16 protein-coding genes are annotated in these 14709 nt (G+C 60.3%); 4 read left to right on the plus strand and 12 right to left on the minus strand.

What is annotated here, in order from left to right; genetic code table 11:
- Positions 1-79 precede the first annotated feature (79 nt).
- The 4 genes from purC to dapA are packed head-to-tail and all read right to left on the minus strand — an operon-like array spanning position 80 to position 3596.
- Entirely contained in the window at positions 80-793 is a 714-nt protein-coding gene (gene purC / locus J3P76_RS18390) for a phosphoribosylaminoimidazolesuccinocarboxamide synthase (protein ID WP_025212375.1), read from the minus strand.
- 28 nt (positions 794-821) lie between these two features.
- Positions 822-1580: an MBL fold metallo-hydrolase gene (locus tag J3P76_RS18395; RefSeq protein ID WP_420766700.1), complete on the minus strand. Its 759-nt coding sequence runs from the start codon at positions 1578-1580 to the stop codon at positions 822-824.
- A gap of 4 nt (positions 1581-1584) precedes the next feature.
- Positions 1585-2700 carry an outer membrane protein assembly factor BamC gene (gene bamC / locus J3P76_RS18400; protein WP_420766701.1) on the minus strand — a complete coding sequence of 372 codons (1116 nt, stop codon included), beginning with the start codon at positions 2698-2700 and terminating at the stop codon, positions 1585-1587.
- A gap of 17 nt (positions 2701-2717) precedes the next feature.
- Positions 2718-3596, minus strand: coding sequence for a 4-hydroxy-tetrahydrodipicolinate synthase (dapA, locus tag J3P76_RS18405; RefSeq protein WP_420766702.1), 879 nt, complete (start codon positions 3594-3596; stop codon positions 2718-2720).
- 315 nt (positions 3597-3911) lie between these two features.
- Here dapA and J3P76_RS18410 point away from each other — a divergent pair, with 315 nt between their 5' ends.
- Together J3P76_RS18410 and J3P76_RS18415 are read left to right on the plus strand one after the other, a co-directional pair.
- A complete protein-coding gene (locus J3P76_RS18410; RefSeq protein WP_003184325.1) occupies positions 3912-4472 on the plus strand; it encodes a glycine cleavage system protein R in 561 nt (186 codons plus the stop codon).
- Positions 4473-4482: 10 nt separating this feature from the next.
- A complete protein-coding gene (locus J3P76_RS18415; protein ID WP_434610103.1) occupies positions 4483-4956 on the plus strand; it encodes a peroxiredoxin in 474 nt (157 codons plus the stop codon).
- 138 nt (positions 4957-5094) lie between these two features.
- Here J3P76_RS18415 and J3P76_RS18420 read toward each other — a convergent pair whose 3' ends face one another.
- Both J3P76_RS18420 and J3P76_RS18425 read right to left on the minus strand, forming a co-directional pair.
- Entirely contained in the window at positions 5095-6165 is a 1071-nt protein-coding gene (locus J3P76_RS18420) for an AI-2E family transporter (protein ID WP_420766704.1), read from the minus strand.
- Between the two features lie 29 nt (positions 6166-6194).
- Positions 6195-6434, minus strand: coding sequence for a sulfurtransferase TusA family protein (locus J3P76_RS18425; RefSeq protein WP_434562826.1), 240 nt, complete (start codon positions 6432-6434; stop codon positions 6195-6197).
- A 98-nt stretch (positions 6435-6532) separates the two neighbouring features.
- Here J3P76_RS18425 and J3P76_RS18430 point away from each other — a divergent pair, with 98 nt between their 5' ends.
- Positions 6533-7966: a M48 family metalloprotease gene (locus J3P76_RS18430; protein ID WP_434562824.1), complete on the plus strand. Its 1434-nt coding sequence runs from the start codon at positions 6533-6535 to the stop codon at positions 7964-7966.
- 69 nt (positions 7967-8035) lie between these two features.
- On the opposite strand, the gene J3P76_RS18435 is transcribed toward J3P76_RS18430, so the two are convergent.
- The 4 genes from J3P76_RS18435 to rpoE all read right to left on the minus strand — a co-directional run bounded on the left by J3P76_RS18435 (position 8036) and on the right by rpoE (position 11848).
- Positions 8036-9463: a DegQ family serine endoprotease gene (locus tag J3P76_RS18435; RefSeq protein ID WP_434701075.1), complete on the minus strand. Its 1428-nt coding sequence runs from the start codon at positions 9461-9463 to the stop codon at positions 8036-8038.
- 229 nt (positions 9464-9692) lie between these two features.
- Entirely contained in the window at positions 9693-10640 is a 948-nt protein-coding gene (locus J3P76_RS18440; RefSeq protein WP_420766708.1) for a MucB/RseB C-terminal domain-containing protein, read from the minus strand.
- An 8-nt stretch (positions 10641-10648) separates the two neighbouring features.
- Entirely contained in the window at positions 10649-11236 is a 588-nt protein-coding gene (locus J3P76_RS18445) for a sigma-E factor negative regulatory protein (protein ID WP_039593313.1), read from the minus strand.
- A 30-nt stretch (positions 11237-11266) separates the two neighbouring features.
- Positions 11267-11848, minus strand: a complete 582-nt coding sequence (gene rpoE, locus J3P76_RS18450) for an RNA polymerase sigma factor RpoE (protein ID WP_003172477.1) — start codon at positions 11846-11848, stop codon at positions 11267-11269.
- 557 nt (positions 11849-12405) lie between these two features.
- On the opposite strand from rpoE, the gene nadB reads away from it, so the two are divergent.
- Positions 12406-14022 carry an L-aspartate oxidase gene (gene nadB, locus J3P76_RS18455; protein ID WP_434675236.1) on the plus strand — a complete coding sequence of 539 codons (1617 nt, stop codon included), beginning with the start codon at positions 12406-12408 and terminating at the stop codon, positions 14020-14022.
- On the opposite strand, the gene J3P76_RS18460 is transcribed toward nadB, so the two are convergent.
- Together J3P76_RS18460 and J3P76_RS18465 are read right to left on the minus strand one after the other, a co-directional pair.
- Entirely contained in the window at positions 13991-14443 is a 453-nt protein-coding gene (locus tag J3P76_RS18460; RefSeq protein WP_434610097.1) for a protein YgfX, read from the minus strand. The genes nadB and J3P76_RS18460 overlap by 32 nt on opposite strands.
- Positions 14427-14681, minus strand: a complete 255-nt coding sequence (locus J3P76_RS18465; protein WP_003184348.1) for a succinate dehydrogenase assembly factor 2 — start codon at positions 14679-14681, stop codon at positions 14427-14429. Before J3P76_RS18465 ends, J3P76_RS18460 begins: the two co-directional genes overlap by 17 nt.
- Positions 14682-14709: the final 28 nt, after the last annotated feature.

The raw sequence follows: 14709 nt of genomic DNA on the forward strand, positions 1-14709 counted from the left end.
GCGCGCATCATACCAGCACATTCGCCGGAAGCGAACCCCCGGGCGAAATTTTTTCCGTGCTATCAGTCGCTTGCGTCGACTACAGCGGTACACCCAGGCGCTGGGCGACTTCTTCGTAGGCTTCGATGACGTCACCGAGGCCTTGGCGGAAGCGGTCCTTGTCCATTTTCTTCTTGGTATCCTTGTCCCACAGGCGGCAGCCATCCGGGCTGAACTCGTCGCCCAGGACGATGGAGCCATCGCTGAACACACCGAATTCAAGCTTGAAGTCCACCAGCAGCAGGCCCGCGTCGTCGAACAGCTTGGTCAGCACTTCGTTGACCTTCAGGGACAGTTCCTTCATGCGAGCCAGTTGCTCGGCGGTGCCCCAACCGAAGGCCACGACATGGGATTCGTTGATGAACGGGTCGCCCTTGGCGTCGTCCTTCAGGAACAGCTCGAACGTGTAAGGGTTGAGCTTCATGCCCTCCTCCACGCCCAGGCGCTTGACCAGGCTGCCAGCGGCGTAGTTACGCACGACGCATTCGACCGGGATCATGTCCAGCTTCTTGACCAGGCACTCGTTGTCGCCCAGCAGCTTGTCGAACTGAGTCGGCACGCCGGCGGCTTCGAGTTTCTGCATGATGAAGGCGTTGAACTTGTTGTTCACCATGCCCTTGCGGTCGAGTTGTTCGATGCGCTTGCCGTCGAACGCCGAAGTGTCGTTGCGAAACAGCAGGATCAAGCGGTCAGCGTCGTCGGTCTTGTAAACCGACTTCGCTTTGCCGCGGTAGAGTTCTTCACGTTTTTCCATGATGGGCTCCGCTTGCTAAGTAGATGGGCTAGGCGATATGTCGCCAGTCGAGCCCTGAATCTTGATCGGCCAGTTGCAGCCAGTCCGGGTCGCACCCAAGGGTGTCGACGAAACATTGCCGGGCCAGCTGCGGCAGGTTGTTCTTGCTGCTCAAATGGGCCAGGACCAGGTGTTGCAGGCCTTGCCAGCCCAACTCGGCCACCAGGTATGCCGCCTGGTGGTTGTTCAAATGTCCGTGCTCCCCGCCTACCCGCTGCTTGAGAAAATACGGATAGTACCCACGCGCCAACATGTCCCGGCAGTGGTTGGACTCGATCATCAACGCATCGAGGTCCCGGTAGCTGTCCATGACCCTGTCGCAATACGATCCCAGGTCGGTGAGCAATCCAAAGCGCCGCTCGCCGTCGCTGAACACATACTGGGTTGGCTCCCGGGCATCGTGGGCCACACTGACCACGCTGATATCCAGGCCGCCGACACGCAGTTGCTCGCCGCCGGCCACGAAACCAGCTGGCTCGATGGGTTTGCGCAGGCCTTCGAACGTCCCACGGCTCAGGTACACCGGCAGATTGTAGCGCCGAGACAGCAAACCCACGCCATGCACGTGGTCGGCATGTTCGTGGGTCACCAATATCGCGCTCAGTTGCGCCGGGTGCACACCCAGGCGCAGCAGGCGCTTCTCGGTTTCCCGCAGGGAGAAACCACAATCGACCAGAACGTAGGTCCCAGCACTGGCTATCAGCGTGCCGTTCCCCTGGCTACCGCTGCCGAGAACGGCAAAACGCATCGGATCAGCCCAGGTTGTCCTGAATCACGCCCAACACCTTGCGGGCTACATCGGCCGGCGCCACGGTGTTGATGTTCTTCTCGACGGTGACCTGGACGTTGTCGCCGACCTTGCTCAGGCGAACCTGGTAACGCTCGGCGCGGGCTTCGATTTCTTCCTTGTCCGGCGCGCTGCCGAACAGGTTGCTGAAGAAGCCAGGCTTCTCGTCTTTCTTCTCGGCTTTTTCAGCCAGGTTGATGTAGTACAGGCCCAGGCTGCGGTTGATGTCTTCAACGCGCCATTCGCCCTGCTCCAGCGCACGACCCACGCTCGACCAGGCACGGTCGAGGTCGGAGCCGACGTTGAGCACCGGGTTGCCGCTGCCGTCTTCGCTCAGGCTGACGCGGCTTGGCGTGTCGTAGTCGCGGGTCGCGAGCATCGAAACCGAACCGCCCTGCTCCGCGGTGCGGCTCATGCTGGCAAGCATGTCGTCCACCAGCGCGGCGTCGAGGCCGGTATTGACCGAGCGATTGGTGAAGGCCACGTCGGCGGTGCTGCCGGCGGGACGCTCGGCGCTGACCACGTAGATCTCACTGGTGTTGCGCTGTACGCCCGGCTCGATCCGTACGCGCACGCGGGTTTCGCTGTCTGCCGAGACACCGGCGGCGCTCAGGCGCTTGGCCATGGCGGCGGACAGTTCATCGGAACGCTGCCAGGTGGTGGTGAATTCACCCGTCTGTGGGCGCTGCTCGTCCAGGCGGAAACCGTTGTCCTGGAAGAACTGGATCGCCACCGGCCAGACTTCGGCCGGTGGGTGCTGGCCCATGACCCAGCTGGAGTCACCGCTCTTTTGCAGGGTGTAGTCGCTGGCATCGGCCACGGCCGACAGCGGCTGTGGTCGCGGGACTACGTATTCGCCCTTGACGCTGTCGTCAGCGACGTTGCGCGGGATCGGCAGCAGCGGATCCAAACGCTTGGCGACGCTGACGTCCGGTGGCAGTTGCATCGGTGCAGTCTGTTGCGCTTCGAGGTAGTCGCTACCACGGTCGCGGAAGTAACCATCCGGTCCCCAGATCCACCCGCAGCCACTGGTGCTGGAGATAATCAAGGCAAGTGCGGAAAGTCCGGCCATTCGCTTCATGCGTTGTACTTCCTCAATTAAACCAGGACGCCGGACTGGCGCATGGCCTGCCGCAGCGGTTCGTGACAGGTGTTGCTCAACCAGGTGAGCGGCAGGCGAATGCCTTCGTGCATCAGGCCCATTTCGACCAAGGCAAACTTCACCGGGATCGGGTTGGCTTCGATGAACAGGTCCTTGTGCAGCGGCATCAGTTTTTCGTTGATTGCACGTGCGGTCTCGGCATCGCCCTTGAGCGCGGCCTCGCACAGATCGGCCATTTCTCGCGGAGCGACGTTGGCGGTCACGGAAATATTGCCCTTGCCGCCCAGCAGGATCAGCTCGACGGCTGTCGGGTCATCGCCAGACAGCACGATGAAATCCTTGCTGACGCCATCGAGGATGGCCTTGGCCCGTACCAGGTCGCCCGTGGCTTCCTTGATGCCGATGATGTTCGGCACGGTGGACAGGCGAATCACGGTCTCGGCTTGCATATCGCAGGAGGTGCGGCCGGGAACGTTATAGAGGATCTGCGGGATGTCGACCGCTTCGGCAATGTACTTGAAGTGCTGGTACAAGCCTTCCTGGGTCGGCTTGTTGTAGTACGGAACGACCAGCAGGCAGGCATCGGCGCCGGCTTCCTTGGCGTTGCGGGTCAGTTCGACGGCTTCGCGGGTCGAGTTGGCTCCGGTGCCGGCGATCACCGGAATGCGCCCGTTGACCTGCTTGACGACGGCGCGGATGACTTCGATATGTTCGTTGACATCAAGGGTAGCCGACTCGCCGGTGGTGCCGACGGCGACAATGGCATGGGTGCCGTTTTCAAGGTGGAAGTCCACGAGTTTGCTGAGGCTGGCCCAGTCAAGACGCCCTTGTGCATCCATGGGTGTGACCAGTGCCACCATACTGCCCGCAATCATGAAACCGCTCCTGCCGGAAAAAGAGAGCCGTAATGGTACTGGCGCCAAGATGCTTGTACAAGCGAACTCCCATTCCCCTTGGCGATGGTTTTCGCTACCCTTCAGGCTTTGATCGGTAACGATAAGCTCATACGCCGGTCCCCAGCCTCCGTTTTCGTCGTTACAAGCCCCGATCCTGCGTGTGTCCCGGTGTATTTGTGTTGCCCCGCAACGCAACGCATCCACGAGGCGAAGGGCTTGAACCGTTCGATTTCCCAAGGCTGGCACCACATCGAGCTGAAACGTACCGACCGCTCATCGCTTTAGGAATGCTGCATGTCCACCCCCACAGTCCGCGAACAATTCCTTGTTATCAGTGCCCTTGGCGCCAACCCCATGGAGCTGACTAACGTCCTGTGCCGCGCCAGCCATGAAAATCGCTGCGCCGTCGTGACGTCACGCCTGACCCGTCATGGCGAGTGCAGCGCGCTCGTGCTGGAAATTTCCGGCAGCTGGGACGCGCTGGCCCGCCTTGAGGGCAGCCTGCCTGTACTGGCCAAGAAACATGCCTTCACCGTCAACGTGGTACGCAGCGCCGCCTTGGAGAATCGTCCCCAGGCCCTGCCTTATGTGGCTTACGTCAGCTCGGCCTACCGCCCGGACATCATCAACGAGCTGTGCCAGTTCTTCATGGACCACCACGTCGAACTGGAGAACCTGACCTGCGACACCTACCAGGCCCCGCAGACCGGCGGCACCATGCTCAACGCCACGTTCACCGTGACACTGCCGGCCGGCACCCAGATCAGCTGGCTGCGCGATCAGTTCCTGGATTTCGCCGATGCGATGAACCTGGACGCATTGATCGAACCGTGGCGCCCACAAAACCCAATGTAAGGAAGCGTTCATGGCCGTTGCCATCGACCAGCCGGTTACCGATTTCCAGGCGCCCGCCACCAGCGGGCAGACCATCAGCCTCGCGGCCCTGAAGGGCAAGCAAGTGGTCATTTATTTTTACCCCAAGGACAGCACGCCCGGCTGCACCACCGAAGGCCAGGGTTTCCGCGATCAGTACGCGCAATTCCAGGCCGCCAACACCGAAGTGTTCGGCGTCTCCCGGGACAGCCTCAAGTCCCACGAGAACTTCAAGTGCAAGCAGCAATTCCCCTTCGAGCTGATCAGCGACAAGGACGAAGCGGTTTGCCAGTTGTTCGACGTGATCAAGTTGAAGAAGCTTTACGGCAAGGAATACCTGGGCGTTGATCGCAGCACGTTCCTGATCGATAAACAGGGAGTGTTGCGCCAGGAATGGCGTGGCGTGAAGGTGCCGGGGCATGTGGATGCGGTGTTGGCGGCGGCTCAGGCCCTCGACAAGTCCTGAAGTTCTTCGCCGTCAGCACTGGCCTCTTCGCGAGCAGGCTCGCTCCCACAGGGAATTGATTAACATCATCGATCCAATGTGGGAGCGAGCCTGCTCGCGAAGAGGCCGGCAGCCTCACCGGCTAGGCTAACTCACCTCTTATAACAACGGCGCCACCACCGGCTCCTTGCTCGGCCACGCATCCAGCACCGCCTTGAACAGCGTCGCCAGGGGAATCGCGAAGAACACTCCCCAGAACCCCCACAATCCGCCGAACAGCAACACTGCGCAGATAATCGCCACCGGATGCAGGTTCACCGCCTCGGAGAACAGCAACGGTACGAGCACGTTGCCGTCCAGGGTCTGGATGATTCCGTAGACGGCCATCAGATAGATGAACTGATCGCTCCAGCCCCACTGGAACAGTGCGATCAATGCCACCGGCACGGTCACCACCACGGTGCCGACGTAGGGCACCACCACTGAAATACCCACCAGCAGCGCCAACAGGGCGGCGTAATTGAGCCCCAGGGCGACGAAGCCGATGTAGGTGACGCCGCCACAGATAAAAATCTCGATGACTTTCCCGCGGATGTAATTGGCGATCTGCCGATTCATCTCCTGCGCCACCCGGGTGATCAATGCCCGTTCGCGCGGCAGGTAACCGCGGACCCAGCGTCCGATCATTTCCCGGTCCTTGAGGAAGAAAAACACCAGGATTGGCACCAGCACCAGATAGATCATGATGTTCACGAGCAACGGCAGGCTGGACAGCGAAAACGTCAGCGCCCACTGGCCGAACTTGCCGATCTCGCCGCGTACCACTTCGATCGTCTGCAATACCTGCTCGTCCGAGACCAGGTGGGGATAACGCTCCGGTAGCAGCAACAGCAGCGATTGCCATTTGACAAGCATCCCCGGCAATTCGTTGAACAACGTCACCAACTGGTGCCACAGCAAGGGCACGATCACCACCAGGAAGACCACCAGCACGCCCATGAACAGCGCGAACACCAACCCTACCGCGACCGAACCCGGCAGTCGCAAGCGCTCCAAAGTGATGACCAGCCCTTGCATCAGGTACGCCAGCACCATCCCCGCCAACACCGGTGCCAACATGCCGCCCAGCGTGAGCACGGCGGTAAAAGCCAGGAACAGGAGCACTGCCAGGACCACCGCCTCTTCATCGGAAAAGTAGCGCTGAATCCAGTCGCGTAACACTTTGAACATTAAAAATCCCTAAGAGATGTCGCCTGCCTTCAGGCTTTTTTCAACCAGTAACGGTAGGTGCCGTTTTCGTCCTCTTCACGCAGCAGCGTATGACCGGCCAACCGGGCGAAGGTGCGGAAATCGCGCTGGGAGCCAGCGTCCGTGGCGGTTACCTTGAGCACGGCGCCACTGGTCAGACGATTGAGTTCCAGCTTGGCCTTGAGCAACGGCAACGGACAATTCAGGCCACTGGCGTCCAGCTCGGCATCGTGGGCTACAGCATCGGTCATTATTTCACTCCGCAACGGGTCGTCGAGCCGCCTAGAATATCTGGTCCCGGACCCGCTGTCCGGCTACAGTAAGGTCTTTGTCGACTAAGGCTTCGTGCATGACATTTCTGCGCCCCACCCTGCTGACGCTCGCCTGCCTGCTTGCCTCACCGGGCTTCGCCGACGACCTGCCGTCACTTGGCGACGCCAGTTCTGCCATCGTCTCGCCAGAACAGGAGCACCAACTGGGCCGCGCCTGGCTGGCGCTGCTGCGCAGCCAGGTTTCACAGCTCAACGACCCCCAGCTCAAGGACTACGTCGAAACCAGCGTCTACAAGCTGGTGGAGACCAGCCAGGTCAATGACCGGCGCCTGGAATTCATCCTGATCAACAGCCCGCAGCTCAACGCCTTCGCCGCACCGGGCGGAATCGTCGGGGTCAACGGCGGGCTGTTCCTCAACGCACAGACCGAAGGCGAATACGCGTCGGTCATGGCCCACGAGCTGGCGCACTTGTCGCAGCGCCACTTCGCCCGTGGCGTGGAAGCTCAACAGCGCATGCAAGTACCGATGATGGCCGCGCTGCTGGCTGGCATCGTGGTCGCCGCCGCTGGCGGGGGCGATGCAGGGATTGCCGCCATCGCGGGGACCCAGGCCGCCGCCATCCAGGAGCAACGGCGCTTTTCGCGCCAGAACGAACAGGAAGCCGACCGAATCGGCATCCAGAATCTGGAAAAAGCTGGGTACGACCCTCGATCCATGCCGACCATGTTCGAGCGTCTGATGCGCCAATACCGCTTTGACGCCAAGCCTCCGGAGTTTCTGTTGACGCACCCGGTCACCGAGTCGCGTATCGCCGACACCCGCAACCGCGCCGAACAGGCCAAGCCGGGGGGCATCGAGGACAGCATGCGTTATCAACTGATTCGTGCGCGCGTCCAGCTGACCTATGAGGAAACCCCAGGCCTGGCCGCCAAGCGCTTTCGCGCACTGTTGGACGAGAACCCCAAAAACGATGTGGCCCGCTATGGCCTGGCCATCGCCCAGGTCAAGGGTGGCCAGTTGAATGAAGCGCGGGAGAACCTCAAGCCGCTGCTGGCCAAATCACCCAACGAAATCATCTACAACCTGGCCCAAGTCGATCTGGACATTACCAACAACAAGCTGGCTGACGCCCAATCCCGCGTTGACCGGATGCTGGTTCAATACCCTGGCAACTATCCCCTCAACCAAGTGCGCGTTGACCTGCTGCTAAAGCAAAACCGCCCCGCTGACGCAGAAAAAGCCCTGGAGACGCTGCTCAAGAGTCGCCCGGACGATCCGGACGTCTGGTACATGGTTGCCGAGACGCGCGGCCTGTCGGGCAACATCATCGGCTTGCACCAGGCCCGCGCCGAATACTTCGCGTTGGTCGGCGACTATCGCCAGGCGATTCAACAATTGGACTTCGCCAAACGCCGCGCCGGCGGCAACTTTCCATTGTCGTCCCGCATCGACGCACGGCAGCGTGAGCTTATGGAACAGGAGCGAATGGTCAAGGACATGATGGGCTGAGCTTCAGCCAGGCATAAAAAAAACGCCTCGACATACATCGAGGCGGTTTTTTTTCAGCTGCGGACGGGCTTATTCAGCCAGTTTGAACGTGATGAAGCTCGCACGTCCCTGGCGCAGGACTCGCATCGACACCGAGCGATTCTTCGGCAGGGCCTTGGCGATATCGGTGAACTCCTTGGCGGACCCGATGGCCTGGTTATTCAGGTGCGTAATGATGTCGCCCGGTTGCAGGCCGATCAGTGCAGCAGGACCGTCCTGTACCTCCCTGATCACCACGCCGCCCTGCAGTTCCAGAGTGCGCTTCTGCTCGTCGGTCAGTTCGACCACCGCGACGCCCAAGCGATTACTGCTGCGCTCTACGCCGGACTTGGGCAGCGAATCCAGCTCCTTGCCCTCTTCCGGGATAGCGCCAACGGTCAACTCGACGTTCTTGCGCTTGCCTTCGCGAATCACTTCGAGGTTGGCCTTGGCTCCGGCCTTCAGGGCACCCACCAGGTGCGGCAAGTCAGCAGACATGACGATCGGCTGGCCATTGAGGCTGAGAATCACATCACCAACCTGCAAGCCGCCCTTGGCAGCCGGGCCACCTTCCTGGATCTGCGCCACCAGGGCACCGGCGGGTTTTTCCAGCCCGAACGACTCGGCCAGGTCCTTGTTCACTTCCTGGATGACCACGCCCAGCCAGCCACGGCTGACTTTGCCTTCGCTTTTCAACTGATTGGAAACGTCCATTGCCACGTCGATTGGAATGGCGAAGGACACACCCATGAACCCGCCCGAGCGGGTGTAGATCTGGGAATTGATGCCCACCACTTCACCGTCAAGGTTGAACAACGGGCCGCCGGAGTTGCCGGGGTTGATCGGCACGTCGGTCTGGATGAACGGCACGTAGTTCTCGTTCGGCAGGCTGCGGCCGATGGCGCTGACAATGCCCTGGGTCACGGTGTGGTCAAAGCCGAACGGCGAACCGATCGCCACGACCCATTGGCCGGCCTTCAGGTTCTGGGATTTGCCAAGCTTGAGGACTGGCAAATCCTTGCCTTCGATTTTGAGTAGGGCCACATCGGACCGTGGATCGGTGCCGATCAGTTTGGCCTTGAGCTCACTGCGATCGGCCAGGCGGACCAGGATCTCATCGGCATCCGCGATGACATGGTTATTGGTGAGGATGTAGCCATCGGGCGAAATAATGAAACCCGAACCCAGGGATTGCGCTTCCCGCTGGCGGCCACCACCCGGTGAACGGGGCTGCGGCATTCCGCGCTCGAAAAACTCGCGCAGCATGGGTGGCAGACCTTCCAGGTCCGGCATCTGTGGGTCCATCACCCGGCGCTCAGGCAGCTTCTGCGTCGTACTGATGTTCACGACTGCGGGTGAAGCCTGTTCGACCAGTTGGGTGAAGTCCGGCAATTCGACCGCCGCTGCGGGAACGGCCTGACCGAGGACCAGCACGGTGGCGAATATGGAGAGATAGGTTTTCAAGCGTGGTATCGACATACGGCTCCCGTTACGACGAGCATGGTTAAGCGATATGGAGCTGAAACACCGGAGAACGATACGCCGGTATTTTCGTTCCGCAAACAGACAAGGCCAGAGCCGAGCGGCTCTGACCTAATAGAAAAAAAATCGATTTTTTGCAAATGAAAATGCTGACAGGAAGTTTCAGCAATTCGATCAAGCCTTGGCGTTAACGGCCTGCCGCGCAATCGAGCCACTTGCGCAATGGCTACTTGGCTGCCGCGACGTCGGAGCGCATGGAAAGCGCGATCCGTTCCGCCGTCCCGATAGGTATCTCACCTACCACCGTGACCATCATTTCACCTTGCGGCGTGGTCAGACGGCGGGATACGGCGGCGGTCGGACCTAGCTGAGTTCGGGTATCGGTAGCCGTGGCGCCGTTCAACGGTTCCAGAAACACCGAGAACCGAGCCAGGCCATCGTCGTACATGAGGCTGCTGACCTGCACTTTGGTGTCCGGGTCATTTCGCGCAACACTGCTGGTCAATTCAAAGCCCGGCGGAAGCCAGTCCGAACGCCATGCGGTCTTCACTGCCGTCGCCTTGTTCGGATCCTGCGCAACAGCCGTGCATTCGGCACTGGCCTGCAGGTCAGCGTCCGAAGGTGAGGTGATGTTCAGGCGGGTGAATTGAAAGCGTTCGAGCAACTGTCCCTTGTCGTTGAGCAGCAGGGATTTGAGCGGCAGCCCGGTTTCCTTGTCCAGATGCAACTCGAACCCGTAGCGATGCTGGTCCTTCGGAGTCAGGGCCACAATGACAGCTTGTCGCCCAGCCACACGCGACTTGCCGATCACGGCAAGGTCATACCAATTCTTGAGTTTTTGCGGATCGAGCGCACGTGCAGTGCCATCTGGCGTATTTCCCAGCCCGGCGATCAAGGTGCCACTGACGCATTGAGTACGTCCATCAATGCGCATGACCTCCTGTGCCGAACCGTCGAGCTGGAGCAACCGCTCGCGGATTTTGCCATCCTGGACGCGATGCCAGATGTTATGGGTAGAAAAACTACCGTTACGCTCGTAAACGAAAGTGCCCTGGAAGCTTTGCTGTTGCTCGGCTTGACTCAGACGATTAAGCCAGTCTTGAGCCTCGCCGGCATGGGCTGGAATCACGCACCAGCCACCGAGCAGAAGCGATAAAAGAGGTATGGCGCGCATGGTCCTCCTTAACGGTTTTCCAGACTGGCCGCGCGAGCGTAGGGCAGCGCGCTTTCAGTGCCCTTCAATGCAGCCTGTTGGGCATGCTGGCGCAGGTAGTTAGGCAGGCGCTGATCGTGCCAGCCTGGTTGTCCTTGCAGGACACCATTGTTCATCGGGCCAGCAGCTTCCGAACCTTCACTGTAGCCGGCCAGCACCGCAGGACCTTTGACCTGTGGCGTTGCCAGGCTTGGCTGGTTCGATTGCTGCGCCATTTGAACGCCAGCGATCTCGTCCTGGTTGTACAACCGCACACCGGCCAGTACCGCAACGGTGACCGAAGCAGCTACAGCCAGGCGACCCAGGCTACGCCATGGACCGCGGGAGGCTTTTGCCGGTACGGCTTCATCAGCCAGCGCAGCAGACACTGCCGCAGCGATATCCAGACGCGGAAGCAGCAGGTCCTTGTGCATGACAGCCCGGGCGATCTGATAGCGCGCCCAGGTTTCACGGGTTTCAACATCGTCGAAGGCATTCAATACCCGACGTAATTCCAATTCGTCCGCTTCGTTATCCATCACTGCGGACAGCGATTCCTGCAGGGCTTCACGACTCATGGCGTTCCTCTCTTGGCTGTCGCCGCTGTCTCAGTTTTCCTGCAACAACGGTTGCAGGGCTTTATCGATGGCCTCCCGAGCGCGGAAGATCCGGGAGCGCACGGTACCCACCGGACATTGCATGACGCTCGCAATGTCCTCGTAACTCAGACCGTCGAATTCACGTAAAGTTAAAGCCGTACGCAAATCTTCAGGCAATTGCTGGATGGTTCGATGGACGGTGCCTTCGATCTCATCCCGCAGTAATGCACGCTCCGGAGATTCGAGGTCCTTGAGGCCATGATCGCCATCGTAGAACTCAGCATCTTCGGAACTCACATCACTATCCGGCGGCCGGCGGCCGCGTGAAACCAGATAGTTTTTCGCCGTGTTAATGGCGATGCGGTAAAGCCACGTGTAAAACGCGCTATCCCCGCGGAAATTTCCAAGTGCGCGGTAGGCCTTGATGAAGGCTTCCTGGGCAACATCCTGGGCTTCATGGGTGTCGTGCACGAAACGCACGATCAACCCGAGAATTTTGTGCTGGTATTTCAGCACTAGCAGATCGAAAGCTCGCTTGTCGCCGCGCTGAACGCGTTCGACCAGCTGCTGATCCTCTTCCTGGGTTAGCATGAACACTCCTCGATAAGCTCGAAGGAGGGTTGCACTACTAATCGACCGGGCTTGCAAACATAGACTCGGGCTTTTCGCAAAAGTTCTCCCCCTTCCAAGCAAGTTTCCGGCGCGCTCTGATCCGGCACGCACGAAAAACGCAGCACGAGATTCCCCGGCTGCGCGAATAATCTGTCGCCGGGCCTGTCGGACGAGGACTTGAATCGAAGTCCTTAACCAACCCGACGCTGTTCCCTTTTGCAGACAACCGTCTATTGAACGTAGGCGCTTGGCAAAAGTTCCCGTTATTTTCAGCTCTTCGAAACGAAAATCTGGCAACCGTGACGAGATAAACAACGTTCTGTCCGCGAAAACGTCGCGTTGTCGCCATTTCAAGAAAACCCTGATCCGACGAAGCGTGTTGTTTTTCCGTCACGCTGGTTTCACATCGCCATGATTGCCCGGCTATTGTGCCGATCCCCCCCTCTATATACTAGTGGGCTGCAAGGCTGCCCGACCCGTCAAACGGATGTCCGGCGCCAACCCCTCACGGGTCGCTTTGAGCGGAAATCATTCGAATGAGCCAACAGTTCCAACATGATGTTCTGGTAATCGGCAGCGGTGCCGCCGGATTGAGCCTGGCGTTGACTTTGCCCGCGCATCTGCGCATCGCCGTGCTGAGCAAGGGCGACCTGGCCAACGGCTCGACGTTCTGGGCCCAGGGCGGCGTCGCGGCCGTGCTGGATGACGCCGACACGATCCAATCCCACGTCGACGACACACTCAACGCTGGCGGCGGGCTGTGCAATCAGGATGCGGTGCGCTTTACCGTCGAGCACAGCAGGGAGGCCATCCAATGGCTGATCGACCAAGGCGTGCCATTCACCCGCGATGAGCAGTCCGGCACCGAAGATGGCGGCTTTGAATTTCACCTGACCCGCGAGGGCGGCCATAGCCATCGGCGGATCATCCATGCCGCCGATGCGACCGGCGCGGCGATTTTCAAGACGCTGCTGGCCCAGGCCAGGCAACGGCCGAACATCGAGTTGCTGGAGCAACGGGTCGCGATCGATCTGATTACCGAAAAACGCCTGGGTCTGAACGGTGATCGCTGCCTGGGCGCCTATGTGCTCAACCGTGGCACGGGCGAAGTCGACACCTACGGGGCGCGCTTCGTGATCCTGGCCTCCGGTGGCGCGGCCAAGGTCTACCTCTACACCAGCAACCCGGACGGCGCCTGCGGTGACGGCATTGCCATGGCCTGGCGTTCCGGTTGCCGGGTGGCGAACCTGGAGTTCAACCAATTCCACCCGACTTGTTTATATCACCCGCTCGCCAAGAGTTTTTTGGTGACCGAGGCCCTGCGCGGCGAAGGCGCGCACCTGAAGCTGCCCAACGGGGAACGCTTCATGCAGCGCTTCGATCCCCGCGCCGAACTGGCCCCACGGGACATCGTTGCCCGAGCCATCGACCATGAGATGAAGCGCCTGGGCATCGACTGCGTTTACCTGGATATCAGCCACAAGCCCGAAGCGTTCATCAAGAGTCATTTCCCGACGGTCTACGAACGCTGCCTGGAATTTTCCATCGACATCACCAAGCAGCCTATCCCGGTGGTGCCGGCGGCGCATTACACCTGCGGCGGGGTCATGGTCGATCAGTTCGGTCGCACCGACGTCCCCGGCCTGTATGCCATTGGCGAAACCAGTTTCACCGGGCTGCACGGCGCCAATCGCATGGCCAGCAATTCGCTGCTGGAATGTTTCGTCTACGCCCGCTCGGCAGCGGCCGACATCCTTGAGCAATTGCCGCGCATCGACATACCTGCCGCCCTGCCCTCGTGGGATGCCAGCCAGGTCACCGACTCGGATGAAGACGTCATCATCGCCCACAACTGGGACGAACTGCGGCGCTTCATGTGGGACTACGTTGGGATCGTGCGCACCAACAAACGCTTGCAACGGGCCCAGCATCGGGTACGACTGCTGCTCGATGAGATCGATGAGTTCTACAGTAACTACAAGGTCAGCCGGGACCTGATCGAACTGCGCAACCTCGCGCAAGTGGCCGAACTGATGATTCGCTCGGCGATGGAACGCAAGGAAAGTCGAGGGCTGCATTACACCCTCGATTACCCAGACCTGTTGCCCGAGCCATTGGATACTATCCTGGTGCCGCCCACCTACGCCGGCTGAACCTGAGCCGCACTCGCAGGCGTCGGTGCACATCCGGCGCCAGCGCATCACGGGGCACACACAGCGAGCGGACCCGCCGCTCGCCCTGGAGCCGAAAGCGCAACACGACGATTATCGGCAATGCGAGGCTATCGGGCCGCAACTGCACCGATTGCCAGCCGCCGTCGGAGCTCCATAGCTGCCAGCCACCGGCATCGCGACGCAAGCCGCGAAACGCCTGTCGATGGGTCAGCAGCAGGTGTCGCGGCAGTACCCAGGCGCCATGGCCCAGGCACAGTATGATGCCGACGGCTGCGAACCCGGGTGGGACGGCCAATAGCAACAACGAGCCAAGGGCGAACAGCTGCGCCAGCAGATAGGCCGCCAACAACTGCCCGGAGGCGCGCCAGCGGCATTCGAAGCGATTACTTGGGTTGGACACGGTCCAGGATCATCCGGACCATGCGCTGCAACTCCGGATCTTCGGACTCACTGCGTTCCATGAACCAGCCGAACATGTCCTGGTCCTCACATTCCAGCAGGCGGACGTAGCATGCACGGTCAACCTCATTGAGGTGGGGGTAGACCTCCTTCACGAAAGGCACCAGCAACACGTCAAGCTCAAGCATGCCGCGGCGGCTGTGCCAGTAGAGGCGATTCAGTTCAACATCTTCGACCATGGAGCGCTCCTCAAATAGGGCGCAAGTA

Source organism: Pseudomonas sp. D1-36, assembly GCF_051132205.1.
In the GTDB taxonomy this organism is placed as follows: Bacteria; Pseudomonadota; Gammaproteobacteria; order Pseudomonadales; family Pseudomonadaceae; genus Aquipseudomonas.